We start from the raw sequence: 22,558 nt of genomic DNA on the forward strand, positions 1-22,558 counted from the left end.
GTCCCAGTAGGTCTTGCTCGGCACATCCGCCGACTCCCGTCCCTGGAGGCGCATCCATGTCCCACCGTCCGTTCCCCGGGCGCCGCAGCGTACTGCGCGGTTCCCTCGCCGCGTCGGCCGCCCTGACCGTGCCCACCGCCCTCGGGGCGGCGCCGGCGTTCGCCCGCTCCGGCCGGCCGGCCGCGGGCTGGGGCGTGCAGACGGGCGACGTGAGCGCGCACTCCGGACTGGTGTGGGTGCGCTCCGACCGCCCGGCCCGGATGATCGTCGAGACGTCCGCGACCGAGTCGTTCCGCAACCCGCGCCGGTGGCACGGCCCGCTGCTCGGCCGGGACACGGACTTCACCGGCACCACCCGGCTGCACGGCCTCCCGGCGGGCGAGCAGATCCACTACCGCGTGCTGCTGGCCGACCCGGACGACCCGCGCCGCACGGGCGAACCGGTGACCGGCACCTTCCGCACGGTCCCGGTACGCCGCCGCGACGGCGTGCGCTTCGTCTGGTCCGGCGACCTCGCGGGCCAGGGCTGGGGCATCAACCCCGACCTCGGCGGCTACCGCATCTACGACGCCATGGGCGCCCTGGACCCCGACTTCTTCCTGTGCAGCGGCGACAGCATCTACGCCGACGGCCCCATCCCGGAGACCGCCGCCCTGCCCGACGGCGGCACCTGGCGGAACATCACCACCGAGGAGAAGTCCAAGGTCGCCGAGACCCTGGCCGAGTTCCGCGGCAACTTCCGCTACAACCTGCTCGACGAGAACCTGCGGCGCTTCAACGCCCAGGTGCCGTCGATCGTCCAGTGGGACGACCACGAGGTGCGCAACAACTGGTACCCGGGCCAGGTGATCGCGGACACCGACAGCCGCTACACGGTCAGGAGCGTGGACGTGCTCACCGCCCGCGCCCGCCGCGCGTTCGCCGAGTACTACCCCGTCTCCACCCTGCGTCCCGGCGCGCGGGAGGGCCGTGTGCACCGGGTGCTGCGCCAGGGCCCGCTGCTGGACGTGTTCGTGCTCGACATGCGCACCTACCGCAACGCCAACTCCCCCGGCGACCAGACCGTGGACCCGCAGGGCATCCTGGGCCGCGAGCAACTGGAGTGGCTCAAGCGGGAGCTGTCGCGCTCGCGCGCGGTGTGGAAGGTGATCGCCGCCGACATGCCGATCGGCCTGGTGGTGCCCGACGGGGAGAACATCGAGGCCGTCGCGCAGGGCGACCCCGGCGCGCCGCTGGGACGTGAGCTGCAGATCGCCGAACTGCTGCGCCACATCAAGCACCGGCGGATCACCGGCACGGTGTGGCTGACGGCCGACGTGCACCACACCTCGGCGCAGCACTACCAGCCCTCGCGGGCCGCCTTCGGCGACTTCGAGCCGTTCTGGGAGTTCGTCTCCGGGCCGCTCAACGCGGGCGCGTTCCCCGCCAGCGCGCTCGACGGCACCTTCGGCCCGGAGCGGGTGTTCGTGAAGGCGCCGACCGCCTCCAACGTCTCGCCCGCGGGCGGCTACCAGTTCTTCGGCGAGGTCGAGATCGACGGCGACAGCGCCGAGTTGACGGTGCGACTGCGCGAGCAGGACGGCACGGTGCTGTTCACCAAGGTGCTCCGGCCGGGGCTGGTCGGACAGTAGGGCCGCGTACCCTGTCGGTGGTGCCGCGCACCGGCGTCATCCCCCGGTGCGCGGCCCCGCGTCGGCCTGAGGGGAGGCCCGCCCGGGGTGGGCCGAATGTCCCGGAAGGGCTCTTTACCCGGAGGACACAGCGCGTTCGTGATCGCGCAACACGGTTCCTCCACAGTGGTCGCATGAGTCGATACATGTCCGAAGTGACCCAGGCCGTGACGCGGACGGTCGAGCAGGGTGCCGGGACGGTCGGGACACCGGGGGTCCTGCTCGTGGCCTCGATGGCCGCCCTGCTCGCCACGGCGGGCTTCCACACCTGGTGGGCACGCCGCCACGGGCACGCGCCGCCGGCGGCGGATACCGACGCCCGGCCGCCGTCCGCGGAACGGGCCGGAGCGTCCGGCGGCGCGACGGGGGCCGGAGCGTCCGGCGGCGCGACGGGGGCCGGAGCGTCCGGCGGCGCGACGGGGACCGGGGCGTCCACCGCGCCGGGGGCCGGGCCGGGCTGTGCGACGGAAACCGGTTCCGGGGACAGCGCGCTGTGGCGGATGCGGACGACGGTGCGGGACGCGCCCGGGTCGCTGGCCGTCCTGTGCACGGCGCTCGCCGAGCACCGGGTGGACATCCTGAGCCTGCAGACGCATCCGCTGGCCGACGGCACGGTGGACGAGTTCCTGCTGCGGACCCCGGGCGGCCTGTCGGGCACGGAGCTGGCCGCGGTGGTCTCGGCGGCGGGCGGCGCCGACACGTGGACCGAGCGGGCCGACGCCCACGACCTGGTCGACGCGCCGACCCGGATCCTGGGGCTGGCCGCCCGCACCGCCCTGGACGCCGCCGAACTCCCCTTGGCGCTACGGCAGTTGCTGGGTCGCTGCACCGTCCGGTCGCTGCCCGCCGGGTCGCGTGCGGAGGCCCTGGTCCCGGCGGAGGGCGCCCTCGAGGACACCGTGCTGCGGCTGCGCGCGCCGGAGGGCGGGGTGATCAGCGTGGAACGGCCGTATCTGCCGTTCACGCCCGCCGAGTTCGCCCGGGCGCGGGCCCTGGTCGAGCTGGACGCCCGGCTCGGTCCGCGCCTCCCCCGCGGCCGGGACGTGCTGACGCTGCCCGAGGGGAGCGACATCACGGTGCGCCGCGCCGGCACCCGGGACGTCGCGGCGGCGAAGGCGATGCACGAACGGTGCTCGGACCGCACCCTCGGCCTGCGCTACCACGGCCCCGTCCAGGACGCCGACCGCTACCTGAACCACCTGCTCGGCCCGCGCCACGGCCGCACCCTGGCCGCGCAGACCGCCTCGGGCCGGATCGTCGGCCTCGGCCATCTGCTGTGGGACGGGGACGAGACGGAGGTCGCCCTGCTCGTCGAGGACGCCTGGCAGCGCCGGGGCATCGGCGGCGAACTGCTCGCGCGACTGGTGGCGATGGCGGCCGAAGCGGGCTGCGAGAGCGTGTACGCCGTCACGCAGGCGTCGAACACCGGCATGGTCGCCGCGATGCGCGGCCTGGGCCTCCCCCTCGACTACCAGATCGAGGAGGGGACCCTGGTCGTCACCGCCCGCCTGGACCCCGCGGCCCGTGCGGCGGCACGGCTGCCGCACGGCGAGCGGGCCGGCCGGGAGTAGCCGTCCGGCGGGCGGGGGACGCCGTCACTCGGTCCGTGACAGCGCCTTGCGCGCCGGTGCCTCCTCCGCCCGCTCCCCCAGCGCCGCGTCCAGGTCGGCCCACAGGTCCTCCACGTCCTCCAGGCCCACCGACAGCCGCAGCAACCGGTCGCTCACCCCGGCGCCGCGCCGGTCGTCGGCGTCGACGATGCGGTGGCTGATGGACGCCGGGTGCTGGATGAGCGTGTCGACGCTGCCGAGACTCACGGCCGGAGTGACCAGCCGGACCCGGGAGATGACCTCGTGCGGGTCGCCGTGCACCTCGAAGGAGACCATGGCGCCGCCGATGCGCGGATAGTGCACGCGGGCCACGCGGGGGTCGGCGGCGAGGCGCGCGACGAGTTCGGCGGCGTTCGCGGAGGCGGCGCGCACACGGACCGGCAGGGTGGACAGGCCGCGCAGCAGCAGGTAGCCGGCGAGCGGGTGGAGCACACCGCCGGTGGCGAAGCGGATCTGCCGCAGCCGTCCCGCGAACTCCTCGTCGCAGGCCACCACCCCGGCCAGCACGTCCCCGTGCCCGCCGAGGTACTTGGTGGCGCTGTGCAGCACCAGGCGGGCGCCGTGCCCGGCGGGCCGCTGGAGCACGGGCGTGGCGAAGGTGTTGTCGACGAGCAGCGGCACGGAGCCGCAGGCGTGGGCGACGGCCCGCAGGTCCACCTCGGCCAGCGTGGGGTTGGCCGGGGACTCGACGATCACCAGGCCGGTGTCCGGGCGCAGCGCGTCCGCGATGCCGGCCGGGTCGGTCCAGGTGACCTCCGAGCCGAGCAGCCCGGCGGTCAGCAGATGGTCGCTGCACCCGTACAGGGGCCGTACCGCGACGACGTGCCGCAGCCCCATGGAGGCGCGGACCAGCAGGACGGCGCTGAGCGCGGCCATGCCGCTGGCGAAGGCGACCGCCGACTCGGTGCCCTCCAGGCGGGCCAGCGCAATCTCGAAGCGGGCGACGGTCGGGTTGCCGAGGCGGCCGTAGACCGGCGGGCCGTCCGGGTCGGCGCCGGTGGCGGCGAAGGCGTCGATGCGGGCGGCCTCGCCGCGGCTGTCGTACGACGGGTAGGTCGTGGACAGGTCGATGGGCGGGGCGTGCAGTCCCTGGGCCGCGAGGTCGTCGCGGCCGGCGTGCACGGCCTCGGTGGCCAGTGCCCTGCCCGTGGGCGGGGTGGGGCGTACGCCGTCGGAGGATGTCGTGTGCGTGCGCGCGGAGTCAGAGTCCATGGACGGAAGAGTGAACAGAGAACGGGCCGCCGGGACCGCCGCCCGTGCTACGTTCGGCGGATGGCCGATTCCGTCGTACTGGACCCGGTGGATCTGCATCTGCTGCGGCTGCTGCAGAACGACGCCCGGAGCACCTACCGGGACCTCGCTGCGCAGGTCGGGGTGGCGCCGTCGACCTGTCTGGACCGGGTGGCCCGGCTGCGGCGTGCCGGGGTGATCCTCGGCCACCGGCTGGAGCTGGACCCGGCGAAGCTGGGACGCGGGCTGCAGGCGCTGCTGTCGGTGCAGGTGCGCCCGCACCGGCGGGAGCTGGTCGGGCCCTTCGTGGAACGCATCCGGGCGCTGCCCGAGTCGCGCACCGTGTTCCATCTGACCGGCCCGGACGACTACCTGGTGCATGTCGCGGTCGCGGACATGACGGACCTGCAGCGGCTGGTACTGGACGAGTTCACCTCCCGCCGGGAGGTGGCCCGCGTCGAGACGCGGCTGATCTTCCAGAAGTGGGAGTGCGGTCCCCTGCTGCCGCCCGAGGTGCCGGGCGCCGCGCCCCAAGCCGCCCCGAGCACGCCCTGAGCGAAATCCGGCCGCTCTCGCCGCCGGACCTCTCGGAGCGGGCTGACGCGGTCCCGGTGTCCGTACGAGGATGTCCGCATGTCAGAGATCAAGAGCCCGCTGCCCCGCGAGGTCGCCGACGCCTACGTCGACGAGCTCATCGCCCTCGACCCGGTCACCGGTACGTATCTCGGTGTCCCCGAGAGTTCCAGCCGTCTGCCCGACTTCTCCCCGGCGGGGCAGGAGGCCCTCGCGGAGCTGGCACGGACCACCCTCGCCCGGCTCGACGAGGCGGAGCGCCGCCCCGGCGGGGACAGCGACGTGGAGCGGCGCTGCGCCCGGCTGCTGCGGGAGCGCCTGACGGCCGAACTCGCGGTGCACGAGGCGGAGGAGGGCCTGCGCGCGGTCGGCAACATGGGCACCGCCGCGCACTCGGTGCGCGAGGTCTTCACGGTGACGCCGACGGCGACGGACGAGGACTGGGCCCGCGTCGCCGAGCGGCTGCGCGCGGTGCCGGCCGCGCTGGCGGGCTACCGCGAGTCCCTCGCGCTGGGCCTGGAGCGCAAGCTGTACGCGGCACCGCGCCCGACCGCGACCTTCGTCGAGCAGCTCGGCGAGTGGGCGGACACGGGCGAGGGGCGCGGCTGGTTCGAGGACTTCGCCGCCGCCGGCCCCGAGGCGCTGCGCGCGGAGCTGGACGAGGCCGCCCGGGGCGCGACCGCGGCCGTGGCGGAGCTGCGGGACTGGATGCGCGACGTGTACGCGCCGGCGATCGAGGGCGCCCCGGAGACGGTGGGCCGCGAGCGCTACGCCCGCTGGTCGCGCTACTACAACGGCACCGACCTCGACCTGGACGAGGCGTACGCGTACGGCTGGGCCGAGTACCACCGGCTGCTCGCCGAGATGAAGCAGGAGGCGGAGAAGGTCCTGCCGGGCGCCGGGACGCCGTGGGTGGCGCTGGCGCACCTGGACGAGCACGGCAGGCACATCGAGGGCGTGGACGAGGTCCGCGACTGGCTGCAGGGCCTGATGGACCGGGCGATCGAGGCGCTGGACGGCACCCACTTCGAACTCGCCGAGCGGGTGCGGAAGGTGGAGTCGTGCATCGCCCCGCCCGGCAGCGCGGCGGCCCCGTACTACACGCCTCCGTCGGAGGACTTCTCGCGTCCCGGCCGCACCTGGCTGCCGACGATGGGGCAGACCCGTTTCCCGGTGTACGACCTGGTCTCCACCTGGTACCACGAGGGCGTCCCGGGCCACCACCTGCAGCTCGCCCAGTGGACGCACGTCGCGGAGAACCTCTCCCGCTACCAGGCCTCGGTCGGCATGGTCAGCGCCAACGCCGAGGGCTGGGCGCTGTACGCGGAGCGGCTGATGGACGAACTGGGCTTCCTGACGGACGCGGAGGAGCGGCTCGGCTACCTGGACGCGCAGATGATGCGGGCCGTCCGGGTCATCGTGGACATCGGCATGCACCTGGAGCTGGAGATCCCGGCGGACTCCCCGTTCCACCCGGGCGAGCGGTGGACGCCGGAACTGGCGCAGGAGTTCTTCGGCGCGCACAGCAGCCGCCCGGCGGACTTCGTGGAGAGCGAGCTGACCCGGTACCTGACGATCCCGGGCCAGGCGATCGGCTACAAGCTCGGTGAGCGGGCGTGGCTGCTGGGCCGGGAGAACGCCCGCAGGCGGCACGGCGACGCCTTCGACGCGAAGACGTGGCACATGGCGGCGCTCTCCCAGGGTTCGCTGGGCCTGGACGACCTGGTGGACGAACTGTCCCGGCTCTGATCCGGACCTCTGCCGGGCCGCTCAGCGGCTCAGCGCCGGAAGCCGCCCTCGGAGTCGACGACCTGACCGGTGATCCACTCCGCCTCGTCCGTGGCGAGCCATGCGACGAGGCGGGCCGGGTCGTCGGGCATGCCCCACCGCCCGGCGGGGAAGCGTGCGGCGATCGCGTCGTAGTCCTCGCCGGTCATGTAGTCGGTGTCCACGGGGCCGGGGTTGACCGCGTTCACGGTGACCGCGTGTTCGGCGAGGGCCGTCGACAGGGAGCGGGTGACGGAGGCGAGGGCGCCCTTCTGCAGCGCGTAGGCGATCTCGCCGGGCATGCCGCCGGCGATGTCCTGACCGGAGGTCATCATCACGACGCGTCCGCCGGGCGTGCGGGGTGGCAGCGCGGCGCGGTGCCGGGCGTACGCCTGGACGAGCAGCAGTACCGAGCGGGTGTCGACCTGCCAGTGGGCGTCGAGCATCGCCGCGTCGATCGTGTCGAGGGTGCCGTCGGAGCCGCTGAGGGCGTGGTTGGCGACCAGGACGTCCAGCCGTCCGCCGAGCAATTCGGCGGCCGTGGCGAGGAGTTCGGCCGGTGCGGCGGGGTCGGAGAGGTCACCGGGACCGGCCACCACGGTGGCCTCGGGGTTGCCGAGCGCGGCGCGCACGGAGGCGACGACCTCCTCGGGCCGGTCGGCACCCCACGGCATCGTGGCGTCGTGCGGGACGTGGTGGTGCAGGTAGACACTCGCCCCGTACGCGGCGAGCCGCCGGGCCACGGCGTGGCCGATGCCGCCGCGCCGGCTGGCTCCGGTGACGAGGGCGGTGCGGCCGCGCAGGGGCAGGGGGTCGCGGCGCAGTTCCTCGGGGGTGGGATGCGGAAGTCGTGGCATGGGCACCCATGATGGTCGGCGGGCCGCCGGTGCGCATTCCGTTATCGCCGCGACGGTACGGGACTCGCGGCCGCCCGGCCGCCTCTCCGCGTGGCACCGCGGCCGGCCGGGCGGAACCGACGCCCCGTCAGCAGCCGCAGTCGGCCGCGTCCACCGGGGCGGTCAGGGGGTCGGCGGGCCGGCGTTCGCCGCCCTGCCAGGTCTCGTACGCGAAGCCCTCGCGCACCCAGTACTCGAAGCCGCCGAGCATCTCCTTGACCTGGTAGCCGAGTTCGGCGAGGGCGAGCGCGGCGCGGGAGGCGCCGTTGCAGCCGGGGCCCCAGCAGTAGGTGACGACCGGCACGGCGGGGTCGAGGAGCCGGGCGGCCTGCTCGGGGACGAGCGCGGTCGGCAGGTGGACCGCGCCGGGGACGTGGCCCTGGTCCCAGGACTCGGTGGAACGGGAGTCCACGACGGCGAATCCCGGGTCGCCGCCGGCCGCGAGCGCGGCGGCGACGTCGGACACGTCGGCGTGGAAGGCGAGGCTCGCCCGGAAGTACGCGGCGGCCTCGGCGGAGGCCGCGGGTGCGACGCGCAGGACGGGGTTCGTGGTGGCGGCGGTCATGGTCCGGCCCTTTCTCGGTGGATCTCCTGTGGATCCCCTGGGGATCTCTGTCCGGAAATCTACGGGCGGCACGAGGGCTCCCAGAAGGGACGATCCCCGGTATCCCCCTTGCCCCGCCGGGGATTCCCCTGTTATTCCTCCGGGATGACCACGTATTCCCCGGACGCCACCGACTGGCTCATCCTGGACGTCCTGCAGCGGGACGGGCGGGCCAGTTTCGCCGACCTGGCCCGGGCCGTCTCCATGTCCGCGAGCGCGGTGACCGAGCGCGTGCGGCGGATGGAGGAGGCCGGGATCATCCAGGGCTACGCGGCGGTCGTCGACCCCGACCGGCTGGGTATGCCGATCCTGGCGTTCGTGCGCCTGAGGTACCCGACCGGCAACTACAAACCGTTCCACGACCTGGTGGCCGTCACGCCCGAGATCCTGGAGGCGCACCACGTCACGGGCGACGACTGCTTCGTGATCAAGGTCGTGGCGCGTTCGATGCGGCACCTGGAGGATGTGTCGGGCCGGATCGGGGCGCTGGGGTCGGTGACGACGAGCGTCGTCTACTCGTCGCCGCTGCCGCGCCGTCCCCTGGGACGCTGAGGCGCTCCGGCACCGGCAGGCGGCTCAGCCCGCGCCCGCGCCCCGCTGCCGCAGCACCGAGCCCGTCCGGCCCTTGACGACCTCCAGCTGGGCGTGGACGCGGCGCCTGAGGTCGGCGACGTGGCTGACGATGCCGACGCTGCGGTCCCGTTCGCGCAGCGAGTCGAGGACGTCGAGGACCTCGTCGAGGGTCTGGTCGTCGAGGCTGCCGAACCCTTCGTCGATGAAGAGGGTGTCCATGCGCACCCCGCCGGCCTCGTCGGTGACGACGTCGGCGAGGCCGAGCGCCAGGGCGAGGGAGGCGAAGAAGGTCTCCCCGCCGGACAGCGTCGCCGTGTCCCGCTCCCGGCCGGTCCAGGCGTCGACGACGTGCAGTCCGAGGCCGCTGCGGCCGCGGCCGGTGCGGTCGTCGGAGTGGACGAGGGTGTAGCGGCCCGCGGACATCCGCCGCAGCCGTGCCGTCGCGGCGGCGGCGACCTGCTCCAGCCGGGCCGCCAGCACGTACGACTCCAGGCGCATCCGGCGTTCGTTGTCCGCCGAGGTGCCCGCGGCGAGGGAGGCGAGGCGGGCGACGCGGTCGTACTCCTCGCGCAGCGGGGCGAGCCGGCGCGCGGCGGAGGTGGCCCCGGCGGACAGCCGGTCCAGCTCGGCGCAGCACCGGGCGGCGGCGTCGCGTGCGGAGGCGGCCTCGCGCAGCCGCCGGCCGGCGTCGGCCGCGGCGCGTTCCGCCGCGACCAGGTCGGCGGGCGGCCGCCGGGCGGCGGCAGCGGTGCCGTCCTCGGCGAGGACCGCGCGGACGGCGGCCTCCTCGGTCTGCCAGGCGTCCAGCCGCCGCTGCAGCTCGCGGTGCGCGTCGTCGTCCAGCAGCGCGGCGGCGGCGTCCCGCGGGGTGTCGAAACCGGCGCGGAAGGCGGCGTCGGCGAGGCGGGCGTCGGCGTCCTTGAGCCGCCGGGCGGTGTCCTCGGCGACGCGGGCGGCCTCGGCCGCCCGGGTGAGCAGGGCGGCCCGCCGCTCCAGCTGCTCCGCCCGTACGGCCACACTGCCGGCCGTGCCGCGCGCCTGGGCCAGCTCCTCCTCCAGGGCCGCCTGTTCGCGCTGCAGCCGGTCCCGGTGGGCCACCCGGGAGGCGGCCCGCACCTCGGCCTCCCGCTGGGCGGTGATGCGCTGCTCCCGCTCGTGCTCCGCCCGGCGCAACTCCTCCTGGGCGGCGTGCAGTCCGGAGGCGAGGTCCCGTGCCCGGGCGTAGGCCCGCTCCAGTTCCCCGGCCTCCTCGGCCAGTTGGGCCACGGGGGTGTCGCCGGCCTCCGCCGTGGCGGCGGCGAGCGCCTCCCGTACGGTGGCGAGACGCCGTTCGGCCGCCGCGCGTTCCTCGTCGGCCCGCTGGTGCTCGGCGAGGGCCTCCTCCTCCGCCTCACGGCCGACGTGCCCGGCGTTCCGGCGTGCGGGGGCGGGGTGTTCGGTGGCGCCGCACACGGCGCAGGGTTCGCCGTCGGTGAGGTGGGCGGCGAGTTCGGCGGCGATGCCGTTCAGCCGCTGTTCCTTCAGGTCGAGCCAGCGGGCGCGGGTCCCAAGGGCGCGTTCGGCCGTGGCGTGTGCGCGGCGCTGCGCCGCGTCGGCCTCGACGGCGAGCCGGTCCCGTTCCCGCGCCGCCTCCAGCCGTCGCCGCGCGGGCTCGCGCTGCACCGCCAGCTGTTCGGCGCGGGCCGCGGCCTCCTGCGCGGACTCGACGCGGGCCCGCAGGGCGCCGCGGCGCGTCTCCCAGCCGGCCAGCCAGGTCTCCGCCTCGTGCAGGACGTCGTCGTCGGCGCGTTCCTGCCGGTCCAGGCCGGCGCGTTCCGCGGCGAGGGAGGCGAGGCGCCGTTCCGCCCTCCGGGCCGACTCCAGGGAGCCCAGTTCCTCGGCGGTCCGGCGGGCGGCGGCGGCCAGTCCGTCGGCGCCGGAGCCGGCGAGGTCCGCGGGCAGCAGGGCGCGTGCCTGGGCCTCCGATGCGGCGGCCCGCCGGTGTTCGGTGTCGGTGGCGTCCCGCAGTTCCAGCGCGGGTGCGACCGCCTCCGCCTTGCGGGCGCGCTCCAGGCGTTCCCGGGCGGCGCGGTGGGCGTCGGCCCGCTCCGCCAGCCGCGCGGCCCGCTCCCGCGCCTCGGCGTACCGGTGCTGCAGCCGGGCGAGTTCCCGTACGCCGGCCAGTTCGTGCTCGGCGGCGGCCCGGGCGGACTCGGCGGCAGCGAGCCGGCGGTCGGCGATCGCCAGCAGCTCCCGGGCGGTGCTGCGGGCGATCGCGGCGGCGCCGAGGACGGCCTCGGCCAGCCCCGGCTCGCCCGGCGCCAGTTCCGGCAGCTCCATGGCGTTGCCGGCGGCCTGCTGCATGCGGTGGGCGTCGGCCAGCAGCGCGGTGTCGCCCTCGCGCACCCGGGCCTCGGTGGCACGGCGCCGCTCGGCGAGGCGTTTCTCGACCTCGGCGAAGCGGCCGGTGTCGAAGAGCCGGCCCAGCAGCTTGCCGCGGGCCTCGGCGTCGGCGCGCAGGAAGCGGGCGAAGTCGCCCTGGGGCAACAGCACGACCTGGCAGAACTGTTCGCGGCTCATGCCGAGCAGCCGGGTGATCTCCTCGCCGATCTCCTGGTGGGAGCGGCTGAGGTCCTTCCAGGTCCCGGCCGTCGCGTCGTACTCGCGCAGCCAGGTCTGGGCCTTGTCGACGGTGGTGCCCCTGCCGCGCAGCTTGGGGCGTTCCCAGGGCGGCTGCCGGGTGACCTCCAGCCGCCGTCCGGCGACGGTGAGTTCGAGGCGCACCTCGGTGCGGGTGCCGGCGGCGGCGTGGTCGCTGCGCAGCGTCATGCCCTGGCCGCCGCTCTGCCGGGCGCCGGGGACGGAGCCGTACAGGGCGTAGCAGACGGCGTCGAGGACGGAGGTCTTGCCGGCGCCGGTCGGCCCGTGCAGCAGGAACAGTCCGGCCGCCGACAGTTCGTCGAAGTCGACGCTCTGCGAGCCGCCGAAGGGGCCGAAGGCGGTGATGTCCAGCCGGTGCAGTCTCACCGGGCCACCTCCCGCACGCCCTCGTCGGCGCGCACCGCGTCGAAGGCGTCCCTCAGCACGGCCTGTTCACGGTCGTCGGGTCCGGCTCCGCGCACGTGTGCCACGAAGTCCTCCGCGATCTGCTGGTCGCTGCGGCCCGCGAGGCGCCGGGCGTAGGACACCGCCGGGTCGTCCGGGGCGCGGTCGGGGTCGAAGACGAGGCTGAGGGTGTGCGGGAAGCGCTCGGTGAGCCGGGCCATGGGGTCGGCCGGCCGTACGGGGTCGGTGAGGGTCGCCTCGACCCACGCGTCCTCGTGCCGGGCCAGCTCCGGGTCGGCGAGCAGCTCCTCCAGGGTGCCGCGCAGCCGGGCCAGGGGGCGCGGCACGGGGCAGTCGAGGCGCTCGGCGGTGACGGAGCCGTCGGCGCCGAGGTCGACGAGCCACGTGCTCTTGCGGTGGGCCGCCTCGGAGAAGGAGTACGGCAGCGGGGAGCCGGAGTAGCGGACGCGTTCGGTGATGGTCTGGCAGCCGTGCAGGTGCCCGAGCGCCACGTAGTCCACGCCGTCGAAGACGCCCGAGGGGACGGAGGCGACCCCGCCGACGGTGATGTCGCGTTCGCTGTCGCTCGGTTCGCCGCCGGTGACGAAGGCGTGCGCGAGGACGACGGAACGGGTGCCCGGCGCGCGCGTGGCGAGGTCGGCGCGGACCCGGTCCATGGCGGCGGCGAGCACGCTCTCGTGCCCGGCCTTCTCGACGGCGAACTCGGCCTTCACCAGGGCGGGTTCCAGGTAGGGCAGGCCGTAGAAGGCGACGTCCCCGTGCGCGTCGGCCAGCACCACCGGGGTGCCGCAGCCGGCCGGGTCGGTGCGCAGGTGGATGCCGGCGCGGTCGATGAGCCCGGCGCCGACGCCGAGGCGGCGGGCGGAGTCGTGGTTGCCGGAGATCATCACCGTGGGCACGCCGAGGGCGGCGAGACGGTGCAGGGCGTCGTCGAACAGTTCGACCGCGGCGAGCGGCGGCACCGCCCGGTCGTACACGTCCCCCGAGACGACCACGGCGTCCACGTCGCGTGCGCGCACGGTCTCGACGAGGTGGCCGATGAAGGCGGCCTGGGCGCCGAGCATGTTCACCCGGTGGAACGACCGGCCCAGATGCCAGTCGGAGGTGTGCAGCAATCTCACGAGTCCGCTCCGCCCCGCACGCCCACTCCCACCGCGTCCTCGACCACCGGCACGAATCGCCGGTCCGAACGGCCACCCGAGCGCGGCCGACCCCGACCACGCTAATACGTCCGCGCCCCGCTTCCCCCACGAACCCGTGTACGCCCCACGCATCCGAGGGTGAAATGTCCGCGAAAATCCGTTTCCCGCGTCCCCGGTCCGTCTCGTGACGTCCTCGGCACCCGCTTCCGGCGGGTCCGCGGCGGTGGTCCGTCCTCAGACGTCCCCGTACGCCTCCCCGCCCAGCTCGAGGCGGGCCGTGCCCGCGGTAGCGTCCGCCAGCCAGCCGCGGAAGGCGTCCACGTCGGCGTCGGGCAGGCCGATCTCGATGGTGACGGCCTCGGCGTACCGCACGTCGCGCACCTCCCGCCCGGTCGCCCGCAGCTCGTTCTGGAGCTTTCCGGCCCGCTGGTGGTCCACGGTCACCGTGGCCAGGCGGAACCGGCGGCGGGTGAGGGTGCCGAGACTGTCCAGGGCCTCGCCGACCGCTCCCCCGTAGGCGCGGATGAGGCCGCCCGCGCCGAGCTTGACGCCGCCGAAGTACCTGGTGACGACGGCGACGACGTACCGCATGTCGCGACGCAGCAGCATCTGGAGCATCGGCACGCCCGCGGTGCCGCCGGGCTCCCCGTCGTCGCTGGCCTTCTGGACGGCGGCGTCGGCGCCGATGACGTAGGCCCAGCAGTTGTGGTTGGCGTCGGCGTGCTCCTTGCGCACGGAGGCGATGAACGCCTGCGCCTCCTCCTCGGTCGCCGCCGGGGCGAGGGCGCACAGGAAGCGCGAGCGGTTGATCTCGGTCTCGTGCACGCCCTTGCGGGCCACCGTGCGGTACTCGTCCTGCATTCGGCCAGCCTATGCGGGCAGGGGTTTTCCCCGCCCACCGAGGTCTGCCCGGCGGTCAGGCGCCCCGGTACAGCTCGGCCGCCCGGGAGGCGAGCATGCGTGCGGTGCGTACGTCGGGAAGCCGCCCTCCCCGGAGCGGCTCCCCGACGGCCCGTCAGCCGGCTGCCTCGGTCCAGTGGTCCCAGGGCTGCGCCTTGACCCACTCGACGGCCGGGGTGAGCGTGACACCCAGCTCCCGCTCGGTCTGCTCCGGGTCGGCGGCCAGCAGACCCGGGGCCTCGCCGGTGCTCACGTGGTGGTAGATCCCGGCGACGCCCGCGGCGGCCGGCGCACCCACGACGTGCGCGAGCCCGTCCTCGAACTGCTGGACGTCCAGCGGCAGGTAGCTCACGTCCCGGCCCAGCCCCTCGGCGAACACCCGGGCCAGCTCGGGTCCGGTGAACACGTCCGCGCCGCCGACGTCCAGCACCCGGCCCACCACCGCGTCGTTCTCCAGGGCTGCGGCCACGATCTGCGCGAGGTCGTCGTGCGAGATCCAGGCGACCCGCTGGTCGGCGGGGAGCGGGTAGGCGAGCACGCCGTCGTTGACGAGGGCGGGCCCGTTCCACGGGCTGAAGAGGTTGTCGAGGTAGACCGGCGGACGCACGATCACCGTCGGCACGCCACTGGCCGAGATGACGCCCTCGGCGGCCCGCCGGGTCTCGAAGGCGGCGTACCGGGTCGTCTCCTGGGGCAGCGCGGTGTTCGTGTTGAACACGAGGCGCTGCACACCGACGGCGCGGGCCGCGTCGGCGACGTTGCGCGCGTAGGAGAGCACGGTGTCCGTGTCGTACTCCAGCGGGATCGTCACCACGGCGTGGGTGATGCCGTCGAAGGCCTTGAGGACCTCCTCGGCGTTGCCCAGGCCGGCGCCCACCAGGGTCACTCCCGCGGGCACGGGGCGGTCGGCCTTCGCGGGGTTGCGGACCAGTCCGCGCACCTCGGATCCCCGGGAGGCGAGGTGCCGGGCGATGGCCCCGCCCTGGAAGCCGGTGGCTCCGGTCACCAGGTAGCGCCGGGCGGTGTTGTCGGTCATGCGGTTTTCCCTTTCGGTCGTACGAGTGCTCGGTGGCACGGGTGGTCTCAGTGGGTGGCCGGTGCGGTGTCCGCACGGGTGCTGCCGGTCTCCGCGGGAGGTGCGGGGGTACGGAGCCGGGCCGCGACCAGTGCCGCGATCACGGCGATCACCGCACCGGCGAGGAACGCCGCGCCGATGCCTTCGGTGAGGGCTGCGGCGCTCTCCTTCCCGGCCGCGCCTGTGCGGGCGGCCGCGATCCCGGAGAGGGCCGCGAGGCCGATCACGGAGCCGAACTGCAGGCTGGTGTTGATCAGCCCCGAGGCGAGTCCGGACTCCTCGTCGCCGGTGCCCGCGGTGGCGGTCACCTGGGTGGTGATGGACACCAGCGGCAGCGCGACACCCAGCACCAGGCTGGGGAAGAGCACCTCGCTGACGAACGAGCCGTCCGCCGAGAGCCGCGACATCCACGCCATGCCGACGGTGATCAGCACGAACCCGGCGCACATCACGGTGCGCAGCCCGAACCGGCCGATCAGCCGGTCCGCGGAGCTCGCGACCAGGACCACGGTGATGGACAGCGGCAGCAGTCCGAGACCGCCGCCCACCGCGTCGTACCCCAGGACGTTCTGGAGGTAGAGGCTCACCAGGAAGAACATCGGGAACAGCGACATCTGCCACATCGCGGCCAGGATGTTCGCCGAGCGCAGCGTGCGGCGCTTGAAGACGTCCAGCGGTACCAGGGGTGCTGCCGCCCTGCGCTCGATCAGGAAGAAGGCGGTCAGCAGCAGCACGGCCCCGGCGGCCGTGCCGAGGGTCTGCGGTGCGTTCCAGCCGGCCTCCCCTGCGCTGACCACGGCGTAGGCGAGCAGCGCGAGCCCCGTGGTGACCGTCACCGCGCCGGGCAGGTCGATGCCGCGCCCGTCGCGTTCGGCGCGTCCCCCGGGCAGCAGCCTGAACGCCGGGACCATCAGGACCAGTCCGGCGACGACGTTCATGGCGAAAGTGGACTCCCAGCCGAACCAGCTGGTCAGCACGCCGCCCAGGACGGTGCCCGCCGCGCCTCCGGCGCCGGCCATCGCCGCGAAGACGCCGAGTGCCCGGTGCCGTCCCGGCCCGTCCTCGAACAGCATCAGCAGCAGGGCCAGTGCGGAGGCCGCCGCCATCGCCGCTCCCACGCCCTGCAGCGTGCGCGCCGCGATGAGCAGGGCGGCGCTGTCGGCGAAGGTGCCGAAGAGGGAGGCGAGGATCAGGACCGCGAGGCCCGACACGAACACCCTGCGCCGCCCGAGGAGGTCGGCCGCCCGCCCGCTGAGCAGCAGCAGCCCACCGAAGGAGACCAGGTAGGCGTTGGCCACCCAGGACAGGGCCGCCGGTGAGATGTCGAGCTCCCGGCCCATGGAGGGGGCCGCGACGTTGATCACCGAGGTGTCCAGGATCAGTACGAACTGGGTGCCCGCGAGCAGTGCGAGCGCCCAGCCGCTCTTAGCGGCCGCCATGGAAACCCGCCCCGGTCCCCGGGCCCTCGCCCAGCTCGTACCCGTCGAGGCAGGACTGGGTGAACGCCTCCAGGAGGTCCGGGCGGCCGTCCAGGAGGATGCCGGGCAGGTAGACGTGCGGGGCGCCGTGGTAGAAGCGCTCGTACTGCTCGTGGCGGCTGGCGGACTCCGAACCGAGCGCGTCCCAGGCGAGCTTGAGGAGCTTGATCCGCTGCTCGGCAGGGGTGCCGGGCGAGCGGACGTACTTGGCGACCAGGCGGCCCAGTTCCGGGTGGTTGAGGTCGTAGCCGGAGGCCGGGAGCTGGATCAGGCCGCCGCCGGCCAGCATCTTCAGCTCGGCGAGGATCTCGGGGTAGAGGTCGCCGGCCATGGCCCGGTGCGCGGAGGCGATCTCCCGGCTGAGGTGGACGGGGCCGCCCGCCCCGCCGATCTGTTCGTACTCGGTCTCGGCCGCGAGCACCATCGACTTGGCGATGCTGAGCCAGCCGATCAGCCGGCCGAGCTGCATCTGGACCGGCGGCAGGTGATAGGTGTTGTTCGACTTGGCCGGCAGGACCGCAAGCCCGGTGAGGAATTCCAGCTTGGTCCGGTAGCGGACGGACGCCTGGTGGACGAAGTTGGTGTACGCGGGGGTGCCCCACCACATCTGGAAGGCGGCGTCCATGTTGCGGTGGGTGAGGACGTTCTCCCACGGCACGAACACGTCGTCGCGCTCCTTGACGACGCGCACGTACAGGTCGTCCTCCTCCTGCCCGGAGGCGGACTTCGTGCGGTCGGTCTGCGGGTTGGTGACGGTGAACGCCTGGTACAGGCTGCCCTCCGGCATCCGCCGGTGGTAGGCGGCCAGGTTGTCCCGGCCGTCGAACTCGGCGTCCGCGAACACCTCGGGGGCGGACACGAACCCGGCGATGCCGGTGGCCATGCAGTCGGGCGAGCGGCCGAGGAAGCCGTAGCCGGCCTCGGACCAGGTCTTGAACGCCGCACGGCGCTCCACCAGTTCCAAGTGGGTGCGCGGCACGTGGCAGGCGCGCAGGATCCGCTGTTCGGTGCCCCCCGGCTGCACGGTGAGCACGTCGCGGGCCGGTCCGTCGGCGGCGAGGTCGTAGAGGTCCGCGATGGAGCGGGCGGTGTTGCGGAACGCGGGGTGCTCGGTGATGTCCTTGACCAGCTCTCCGTCGAGCCAGACGGCACGGCCGTCACGCAAGGAGGCGAGGTAGTCCTGGCCGGTGCGGGGCATTTCTCTCCTGGAATCACGGTGAGTGAGGGTGGTGCGGGTGCAGGAAGAAGCTGCGGGAGCCTGCGGGTGCGGGCCGGGTCAGCGGGCCGCCGCTCGCGGTCGTACTCGCGCAGTGCGTGCACCGGGTCCGCGTGCGGGGACAGCGCGTGGGCCAGGGCGCGGGCGTCGACCACCGCCTGAGTGGTGGCGTTGGAGCCCATGGGCGCCATGGTGTGGGCGGCGTCCCCGAGCAGGGTGACCGGGCCGAAGGACCAGCGCGGCAAGGGGGGCGCGGTCCATCATGGGGAACTCCTGCGCGGGTTCCGCGCCGCCCAGGACGTCGCGCAGACGGAGCGGATGCCGTCCGCGCCGGCCAGGACGTCGGTCCCGACGGTGCTCACCGTGCCACCCCGGGCACAGTGGCCCAGGTCCACTTGGACGCGACCGGAGTCGGCCACGGTGAATCCGGTGAGCCGCGCGTCGGTGCGGACGGCGTCGAGTCCCAGCCGTTCGGCGACCCGGCCGGCGAGGAGTTCCTGCGAGGAGCCGCTGGACATGGCCGGTTGGGGCCAGCGGTGTCCGGCACCGTGGCCGCGCCGCTCGCTCCACACGGTCTGACCGTGGTGGTTGAAGTAGCCGAGCTGCTCCAACGGGACGGACCGGCGCAGCAGTTCCTCGTACGGGCCGAGCGCCGCGAGTTCGCGCACGGCGTCCGGCAGGAGGTTGATTCCGGCTCCCAACGGGCGGATCTCCGGCGCGGCCTCGACCACGCGCACGTCCTCGCACCCTGCGGCATGCAGGCTCAGCGCAGCGGTCAGCCCGCCGACACCGGCCCCCGCGATCAGAACGTTCATCTCCCGTTCCCCCCATGGCTCATTCACAGGGGACGCCCCCCGTTGGCCAGCCCCTCTCCCTCTAGAGTTCTCGGGCCGGGAGGTAAGATCAATTAACCGGAGACTCAAACCGTTTAAGGATTGTCCATGCCGCAGGCCGACGTTCTCAGTGAGCTGCTCAAGCCCTTACGGCTGGCTGACACCTACTACAGCAAGTGGCTGGCCGGCGGGAGTTGGGGAATCTCCGGAGAGGACGACAGTCACGCGATCCTCCATTACATGGCGCGCAACGGGTGTTACATATCCTTCGGCGACGAAGAGCCGATACGGCTGCACGAGGGCGACCTCGCGATGTTTCCGCACGGGTCGGCCCATTCCTTCGCCTCCGATCCCCGGCGGGCGACGACTCCGCTGCATTCCGTCCTTCCGGACCTCTCCCCCGGGGGTTCCGCTTCCGTCACCGTCGGAAGTGCCGCACCGGACACCGAAATACTCTGCGCCAGCCTGCATTACGACCCCGTGACGGAACCCGCGCTGTATCGGGCGCTGCCCCGCATCATCGTGCTGCGCCGGCACCTGCTCCGCGACGAGCCGCTGCTGCACTACACACTCGAATGCCTGACCCGGGAAAGCACCCGGATGGCGCCGGGAGCCCAGTTGGTCTCGCTGCGCGCCTTCGAAATGGTCTTCGTCCTGGCGCTGCGTACGGCGATGGAGCGGCTGGCCGAGGCGTCTCCCGCGCTCAAGGCGCTGCGCCACGAGGGGGTCAGCCGGGCGCTGACGGCCATCTACGCCTCGTACGCCAGTCCCTGGACGGTCGAATCCCTGGCCAGGGAGGCGGGAATGTCGCGTGCCGTATTCTCCCGGGTGTTCCGCGAACTCGTCGGTGAACCGCCGGCCCGGCACCTGCTGTTCCGCAGGCTCCAGGAGGCCCGCAGGCTGCTGGCCGATCCGTCGATTCCGCAGCAGGAAATCCACCGGATCATCGGGTACGGGAGCCATGTGGGGTTCCATCTGGCGTTCCGCAAGGAGTTCGGCATGACGCCCGGAGAATACCGTGCGCAGCGACTCGACCAGGCGTCGCCCGGAACTGTTCCGCAGACGAACGTTAACCAGAACCAGACAGTTCAGCATTGAACCCCTCCATCGGGTCGGCAAGGGTTGATGGACGGCCCGACGAGTGGAGAAGTTCTCCATGTCTGGGCAGTTCGACGGAACACAAGGAGTATTCTCCGGGGAGAACAGTCCCGGGGAAACCCTGCGGTTCGCGGAAATCCTGAACAGGGAACGGGGACACGAGAATTTCGGCCCGCCGTCATTGACCCACGGATTCCCCCCTGGACCCGCACCCGGGCGGGGCGACCCCTCTGGCGAATTACCTGGGCACCGACGTCACCGAGATATTCGAGTACATCGGTCACGACCGGGACGGCGGCGTGACGGCATTCCTGTGCAGAATGTGGAACGGCGTCGCCGGGCGCCCACATCCCTCCTCACGGACAAGACCCGTTCCACTCCCCTGGCCTCCGCGTACGAAACCTGGCTCGGCCGGGCCGCGGAACTGACCCAGCGCTCGAACGCCCTGGCCGCCGACCTCTCGATCCGTGACGCCCGCACGAGCGCGGCGACCGCACGGGGTGAATTGACGCGCTGCACCCTGCGGTTCGCGGTGGAGGTGCACGAGAGGTTCGTGGCCCGCACCCGTCTCGACATCGCGACGACGATCACCGAGGAACTCCGCAGGGGGATCGAAAGCTCCGCCCTTCCGCCGTACCGGGCGGACCACCTTTCCTCGGCCGTCACGCAGCTCTACGACGCCCTGGAATCGGCGGACGAGCTGCAATTGAAGCTCTTGGAAAAGGAATGGCTCGAAGCGACGGAACGCGATCTCACCTATCTGCGTTCCGTGAAATCAATTCACGTCCACGGCCTCCACGACATGGAAACCCGGCGCACGAACACGCCGGACGGCCTCCCGCAACTGCTCGGCCACCGTATCGACGCGCTCCACGAGGCCACCGCTTCGTACCATCGAGCACACAAGGACGCGTGACACCCGGCCACCGAAGGAACCCGCATGGACGACACCCGGCAGACCATCCGCAAGATCCTCCTGGAGTCCGGGGACACCTGGGCCGTGGTCGGCCTCTCCTCGAACCGCTCGCGCGCCGCGTACGGCGTGGCCGAGACCCTCCAGCGCTTCGGCAAGCGCATCGTGCCGGTGCACCCGAAGGCGGAGACCGTCCACGGCGAGCAGGGCTACGCCTCGCTGGCCGAGATTCCCTTTCCGGTCGACGTCGTCGACGTGTTCGTCAACAGCGACCTGGCGGGCCAGGTCGCCGACGAGGCGATCGCGATCGGTGCGAAGGCGGTGTGGTTCCAGCTGGGTGTGATCGACGAGGCCGCCTTCGAGCGGGCCCGGGCGGCGGGCCTGGACATGGTGATGGACCGCTGCCCGGCGATCGAGATCCCGCGGCTCGGCTAGGGGCGTCCGGAAGAAGCCCGCGCCGCCCTGTCAGGCGACGCCCAGTCCTTCCAGCACCGCCGCTCCGGGCAGCTCGGCGAAGGCCTTGCCCGGCACCAGCAGCTTGCCCCGCCGGCGTCCGCTCCCGACGAGGACGTAGGGCAGGTCGACGACGGCCGCGTCCACCAGCACCGGCCAGTCGGCGGGCAGACCGAGGGGGGTGATGCCCCCGTACTCCATGCCGGTCTCGCCGGTGGCCGTGTCCATCGGGGCGAACGACGCCTTGCGGGCGCCGAGGTGGCGGCGCACGACGCCGTTGACGTCGACCCGGGTGGTGGAGAGCACCACGCACGCGGCGAGTGTGGTGCCGCCGCCCCGCTTGCCGGCGACCACCACGCAGTTCGCGGACTGTTCCAGCAGCTCACGGCCGTAGTGCTCGACGAAGACGGCGGTGTCGGCCCACTGCGGGTCGGTGTCGACGTACAGGATCTCCCCCGCGGGGACGCTGCCGCGCCAGTGGCGTACGGCGTCGGCGACCGGGGAGGTCAGCTCGTCGAGGCAGTCCGGGGCGGGGGTGGTGCTGTCGAAGTGACCGATGGGTGCGTGCATGACCGCACGCTAACAACTGCCGTACGCCTCACGGCCGGTCGTCTCAGCAGACGAGCGGCCGCCTGCCGGGCGGGCCCGGCACTCACCTCTCCACGGCGGTTTCCGCCGGTTCCCCGGCGGCGTCCGGGGCCTCCGCCTCGGCCAGGCGGGCCACCGTCTCCTCGTCCAGCCGTGACAGCGCCCGCAGCTGTTCCGGCGTGACCCCGTCGGGCACCGGCACCGGGGCGGGGGTCCGCATCGGCGGCTGCCAGCCCTCCTCCGGCGTCCAGCGCCGTACGACGCGGGCGGGCGCGCCCGCCACCACGGCGTGGTCGGGGACCGTGCCCCGGACCACGGCACCGGCGGCGACCACCGCGTTCCGGCCGATCCGCGCCCCGGGCAGGATCACCGCGCCGGTGCCGATCCAGCAGCCCGGGCCGATCTCCACGGGCTCCATGCGCGGCCACTGCTTGCCGATGGGCTGGTGCGGGTCGTCGTAGGAGTGGTTGGTGGAGGTGACGTATGCGTATGGGCCGAAGTAGCAGTCGTTGCCGATGCTGACGGTCGTGTCGGCGATGACGTGGCTGCCGCGGCCGAGGACGACACCGTCGCCGATGCGCAGGATGGGGTCCGGGCCGAGGTCGAGGTCGGGCATGAGTCCGGCGGTCAGGGTGACCTGCTCGCCGATGATGCAGTGGGCCCCGAGGTGGATCCAGGGTTCGCCGAAGACCGTGCCGAGCGGGAAGGCGAGCCGGGTGCCCGTGCCGAGCGCGCCGAAGCGGAAGCGTCCGGGGCGGGCGGCGGTGACGGAGCCGGTGCGCTGGACCCAGGCCCAGCCCGCGTGGACGGCGCGCTGCGCGAGACGGCTGGGCCAGGAGGAGAACGTGTTCTTGCGCTTCGGCACCCGCTCACGGTACTCAGCGCGCGGTGCGC

The 22,558-nt window shown here is 73.6% G+C and carries 21 protein-coding genes and 1 pseudogene; 9 read left to right on the forward strand and 13 right to left on the reverse strand.

The features are described 5' to 3' along the window. Positions 1 to 56 precede the first annotated feature (56 nt). Together ACFYOJ_RS15040 and ACFYOJ_RS15045 are read left to right on the forward strand one after the other, a co-directional pair. On the forward strand, positions 57 to 1,631 hold the full coding sequence (locus ACFYOJ_RS15040; protein WP_356550927.1) for an alkaline phosphatase D family protein: 1,575 nt from the start codon (positions 57 to 59) through the stop codon (positions 1,629 to 1,631). Between the two features lie 185 nt (positions 1,632 to 1,816). Then, on the forward strand, positions 1,817 to 3,241 hold the full coding sequence (locus tag ACFYOJ_RS15045) for a GNAT family N-acetyltransferase (RefSeq protein ID WP_356550925.1): 1,425 nt from the start codon (positions 1,817 to 1,819) through the stop codon (positions 3,239 to 3,241). 24 nt (positions 3,242 to 3,265) lie between these two features. On the opposite strand, the gene ACFYOJ_RS15050 is transcribed toward ACFYOJ_RS15045, so the two are convergent. Then, positions 3,266 to 4,492, reverse strand: coding sequence for a PLP-dependent transferase (locus ACFYOJ_RS15050; RefSeq protein ID WP_356550924.1), 1,227 nt, complete (start codon positions 4,490 to 4,492; stop codon positions 3,266 to 3,268). 60 nt (positions 4,493 to 4,552) lie between these two features. Between ACFYOJ_RS15050 and ACFYOJ_RS15055 the strand changes: the two genes are divergently transcribed. Both ACFYOJ_RS15055 and ACFYOJ_RS15060 read left to right on the forward strand, forming a co-directional pair. Continuing rightward, positions 4,553 to 5,065: an Lrp/AsnC family transcriptional regulator gene (locus ACFYOJ_RS15055; RefSeq protein WP_356550922.1), complete on the forward strand. Its 513-nt coding sequence runs from the start codon at positions 4,553 to 4,555 to the stop codon at positions 5,063 to 5,065. Between the two features lie 78 nt (positions 5,066 to 5,143). Beyond that, the gene (locus tag ACFYOJ_RS15060; protein ID WP_356550920.1) at positions 5,144 to 6,832 is read left to right on the forward strand and encodes a DUF885 domain-containing protein; all 1,689 of its coding nucleotides are present in this window, start codon (positions 5,144 to 5,146) and stop codon (positions 6,830 to 6,832) included. A gap of 29 nt (positions 6,833 to 6,861) precedes the next feature. On the opposite strand, the gene ACFYOJ_RS15065 is transcribed toward ACFYOJ_RS15060, so the two are convergent. Both ACFYOJ_RS15065 and ACFYOJ_RS15070 read right to left on the reverse strand, forming a co-directional pair. Next, positions 6,862 to 7,707: an SDR family oxidoreductase gene (locus ACFYOJ_RS15065; protein WP_356550918.1), complete on the reverse strand. Its 846-nt coding sequence runs from the start codon at positions 7,705 to 7,707 to the stop codon at positions 6,862 to 6,864. A 127-nt stretch (positions 7,708 to 7,834) separates the two neighbouring features. Then, the gene (locus tag ACFYOJ_RS15070; protein ID WP_356550916.1) at positions 7,835 to 8,311 is read right to left on the reverse strand and encodes a rhodanese-like domain-containing protein; all 477 of its coding nucleotides are present in this window, start codon (positions 8,309 to 8,311) and stop codon (positions 7,835 to 7,837) included. Between the two features lie 144 nt (positions 8,312 to 8,455). Between ACFYOJ_RS15070 and ACFYOJ_RS15075 the strand changes: the two genes are divergently transcribed. Then, positions 8,456 to 8,902 (forward strand): Lrp/AsnC family transcriptional regulator, encoded by a 447-nt coding sequence (locus ACFYOJ_RS15075; protein ID WP_356550914.1) that lies wholly within the window; start codon positions 8,456 to 8,458, stop codon positions 8,900 to 8,902. 24 nt (positions 8,903 to 8,926) lie between these two features. Here ACFYOJ_RS15075 and ACFYOJ_RS15080 read toward each other — a convergent pair whose 3' ends face one another. The 8 genes and pseudogenes from ACFYOJ_RS15080 to ACFYOJ_RS15115 all read right to left on the reverse strand — a co-directional run bounded on the left by ACFYOJ_RS15080 (position 8,927) and on the right by ACFYOJ_RS15115 (position 18,594). Then, positions 8,927 to 11,929, reverse strand: coding sequence for an SMC family ATPase (locus ACFYOJ_RS15080; protein ID WP_356550913.1), 3,003 nt, complete (start codon positions 11,927 to 11,929; stop codon positions 8,927 to 8,929). Beyond that, a complete protein-coding gene (locus ACFYOJ_RS15085; RefSeq protein WP_356550912.1) occupies positions 11,926 to 13,089 on the reverse strand; it encodes an exonuclease SbcCD subunit D in 1,164 nt (387 codons plus the stop codon). Before ACFYOJ_RS15085 ends, ACFYOJ_RS15080 begins: the two co-directional genes overlap by 4 nt. Positions 13,090 to 13,344: 255 nt before the next feature. Then, positions 13,345 to 13,971, reverse strand: a complete 627-nt coding sequence (locus ACFYOJ_RS15090) for a YigZ family protein (RefSeq protein WP_356550911.1) — start codon at positions 13,969 to 13,971, stop codon at positions 13,345 to 13,347. A 154-nt stretch (positions 13,972 to 14,125) separates the two neighbouring features. After that, complete coding sequence (locus ACFYOJ_RS15095) at positions 14,126 to 15,046, reverse strand: NmrA family NAD(P)-binding protein (protein WP_356550910.1); 921 nt, start codon at positions 15,044 to 15,046, stop codon at positions 14,126 to 14,128. 47 nt (positions 15,047 to 15,093) lie between these two features. Further along, positions 15,094 to 16,524: an MFS transporter gene (locus ACFYOJ_RS15100; RefSeq protein ID WP_356550909.1), complete on the reverse strand. Its 1,431-nt coding sequence runs from the start codon at positions 16,522 to 16,524 to the stop codon at positions 15,094 to 15,096. Continuing rightward, complete coding sequence (locus tag ACFYOJ_RS15105) at positions 16,511 to 17,761, reverse strand: 4-hydroxyphenylacetate 3-hydroxylase N-terminal domain-containing protein (RefSeq protein ID WP_356550907.1); 1,251 nt, start codon at positions 17,759 to 17,761, stop codon at positions 16,511 to 16,513. Before ACFYOJ_RS15105 ends, ACFYOJ_RS15100 begins: the two co-directional genes overlap by 14 nt. A 92-nt stretch (positions 17,762 to 17,853) precedes the next feature. Beyond that, a pseudogene (locus ACFYOJ_RS15110) lies at positions 17,854 to 18,024 on the reverse strand (FAD-dependent monooxygenase); the annotation flags it as partial. A gap of 15 nt (positions 18,025 to 18,039) precedes the next feature. Further along, a complete protein-coding gene (locus ACFYOJ_RS15115; RefSeq protein ID WP_356550905.1) occupies positions 18,040 to 18,594 on the reverse strand; it encodes an FAD-dependent monooxygenase in 555 nt (184 codons plus the stop codon). 126 nt (positions 18,595 to 18,720) lie between these two features. Here ACFYOJ_RS15115 and ACFYOJ_RS15120 point away from each other — a divergent pair, with 126 nt between their 5' ends. The 4 genes from ACFYOJ_RS15120 (at position 18,721) to ACFYOJ_RS15135 (ending at position 21,058) form a co-directional block, all read left to right on the forward strand. Further along, positions 18,721 to 19,710 (forward strand): AraC family transcriptional regulator, encoded by a 990-nt coding sequence (locus ACFYOJ_RS15120; RefSeq protein WP_356550903.1) that lies wholly within the window; start codon positions 18,721 to 18,723, stop codon positions 19,708 to 19,710. 200 nt (positions 19,711 to 19,910) lie between these two features. Then, on the forward strand, positions 19,911 to 20,138 hold the full coding sequence (locus ACFYOJ_RS15125) for a cytochrome b5 domain-containing protein (RefSeq protein ID WP_356551205.1): 228 nt from the start codon (positions 19,911 to 19,913) through the stop codon (positions 20,136 to 20,138). Further along, positions 20,033 to 20,626 (forward strand): hypothetical protein, encoded by a 594-nt coding sequence (locus ACFYOJ_RS15130; protein ID WP_356550901.1) that lies wholly within the window; start codon positions 20,033 to 20,035, stop codon positions 20,624 to 20,626. The genes ACFYOJ_RS15125 and ACFYOJ_RS15130 overlap by 106 nt, the downstream gene beginning before the upstream one ends. Positions 20,627 to 20,650: 24 nt before the next feature. After that, a complete protein-coding gene (locus tag ACFYOJ_RS15135) occupies positions 20,651 to 21,058 on the forward strand; it encodes a CoA-binding protein (RefSeq protein ID WP_356550899.1) in 408 nt (135 codons plus the stop codon). Between the two features lie 30 nt (positions 21,059 to 21,088). On the opposite strand, the gene ACFYOJ_RS15140 is transcribed toward ACFYOJ_RS15135, so the two are convergent. Together ACFYOJ_RS15140 and ACFYOJ_RS15145 are read right to left on the reverse strand one after the other, a co-directional pair. Further along, positions 21,089 to 21,646: a YbaK/EbsC family protein gene (locus ACFYOJ_RS15140; RefSeq protein WP_356550897.1), complete on the reverse strand. Its 558-nt coding sequence runs from the start codon at positions 21,644 to 21,646 to the stop codon at positions 21,089 to 21,091. 82 nt (positions 21,647 to 21,728) lie between these two features. Continuing rightward, a complete protein-coding gene (locus tag ACFYOJ_RS15145) occupies positions 21,729 to 22,529 on the reverse strand; it encodes an acyltransferase (RefSeq protein ID WP_356550896.1) in 801 nt (266 codons plus the stop codon). Positions 22,530 to 22,558 lie beyond the last annotated feature (29 nt).

The sequence above is a fragment of the Streptomyces sp. NPDC006384 genome (assembly GCF_042870695.1).
Taxonomy (GTDB): domain Bacteria; phylum Actinomycetota; class Actinomycetes; order Streptomycetales; family Streptomycetaceae; genus Streptomyces.

What these genes read in the sequence shown, in the direction of transcription:
- ACFYOJ_RS15040 (WP_356550927.1), top strand. Translation starts at nt 57, where the DNA reads ATGTCCCACCGTCCGTTCCCCGGGCGCCGCAGCGTACTGCGCGGTTCC.
- ACFYOJ_RS15075 (WP_356550914.1), top strand. Translation starts at nt 8,456, where the DNA reads ATGACCACGTATTCCCCGGACGCCACCGACTGGCTCATCCTGGACGTC.
- ACFYOJ_RS15050 (WP_356550924.1), bottom strand. Translation starts at nt 4,492, where the DNA reads ATGGACTCTGACTCCGCGCGCACGCACACGACATCCTCCGACGGCGTA.
- ACFYOJ_RS15140 (WP_356550897.1), bottom strand. Translation starts at nt 21,646, where the DNA reads ATGCACGCACCCATCGGTCACTTCGACAGCACCACCCCCGCCCCGGAC.
- ACFYOJ_RS15090 (WP_356550911.1), bottom strand. Translation starts at nt 13,971, where the DNA reads ATGCAGGACGAGTACCGCACGGTGGCCCGCAAGGGCGTGCACGAGACC.
- ACFYOJ_RS15100 (WP_356550909.1), bottom strand. Translation starts at nt 16,524, where the DNA reads ATGGCGGCCGCTAAGAGCGGCTGGGCGCTCGCACTGCTCGCGGGCACC.
- ACFYOJ_RS15095 (WP_356550910.1), bottom strand. Translation starts at nt 15,046, where the DNA reads ATGACCGACAACACCGCCCGGCGCTACCTGGTGACCGGAGCCACCGGC.
- ACFYOJ_RS15045 (WP_356550925.1), top strand. Translation starts at nt 1,817, where the DNA reads ATGTCCGAAGTGACCCAGGCCGTGACGCGGACGGTCGAGCAGGGTGCC.
- ACFYOJ_RS15105 (WP_356550907.1), bottom strand. Translation starts at nt 17,761, where the DNA reads ATGCCCCGCACCGGCCAGGACTACCTCGCCTCCTTGCGTGACGGCCGT.
- ACFYOJ_RS15055 (WP_356550922.1), top strand. Translation starts at nt 4,553, where the DNA reads ATGGCCGATTCCGTCGTACTGGACCCGGTGGATCTGCATCTGCTGCGG.
- ACFYOJ_RS15060 (WP_356550920.1), top strand. Translation starts at nt 5,144, where the DNA reads ATGTCAGAGATCAAGAGCCCGCTGCCCCGCGAGGTCGCCGACGCCTAC.
- ACFYOJ_RS15065 (WP_356550918.1), bottom strand. Translation starts at nt 7,707, where the DNA reads ATGCCACGACTTCCGCATCCCACCCCCGAGGAACTGCGCCGCGACCCC.
- ACFYOJ_RS15120 (WP_356550903.1), top strand. Translation starts at nt 18,721, where the DNA reads ATGCCGCAGGCCGACGTTCTCAGTGAGCTGCTCAAGCCCTTACGGCTG.
- ACFYOJ_RS15070 (WP_356550916.1), bottom strand. Translation starts at nt 8,311, where the DNA reads ATGACCGCCGCCACCACGAACCCCGTCCTGCGCGTCGCACCCGCGGCC.
- ACFYOJ_RS15115 (WP_356550905.1), bottom strand. Translation starts at nt 18,594, where the DNA reads ATGAACGTTCTGATCGCGGGGGCCGGTGTCGGCGGGCTGACCGCTGCG.
- ACFYOJ_RS15135 (WP_356550899.1), top strand. Translation starts at nt 20,651, where the DNA reads ATGGACGACACCCGGCAGACCATCCGCAAGATCCTCCTGGAGTCCGGG.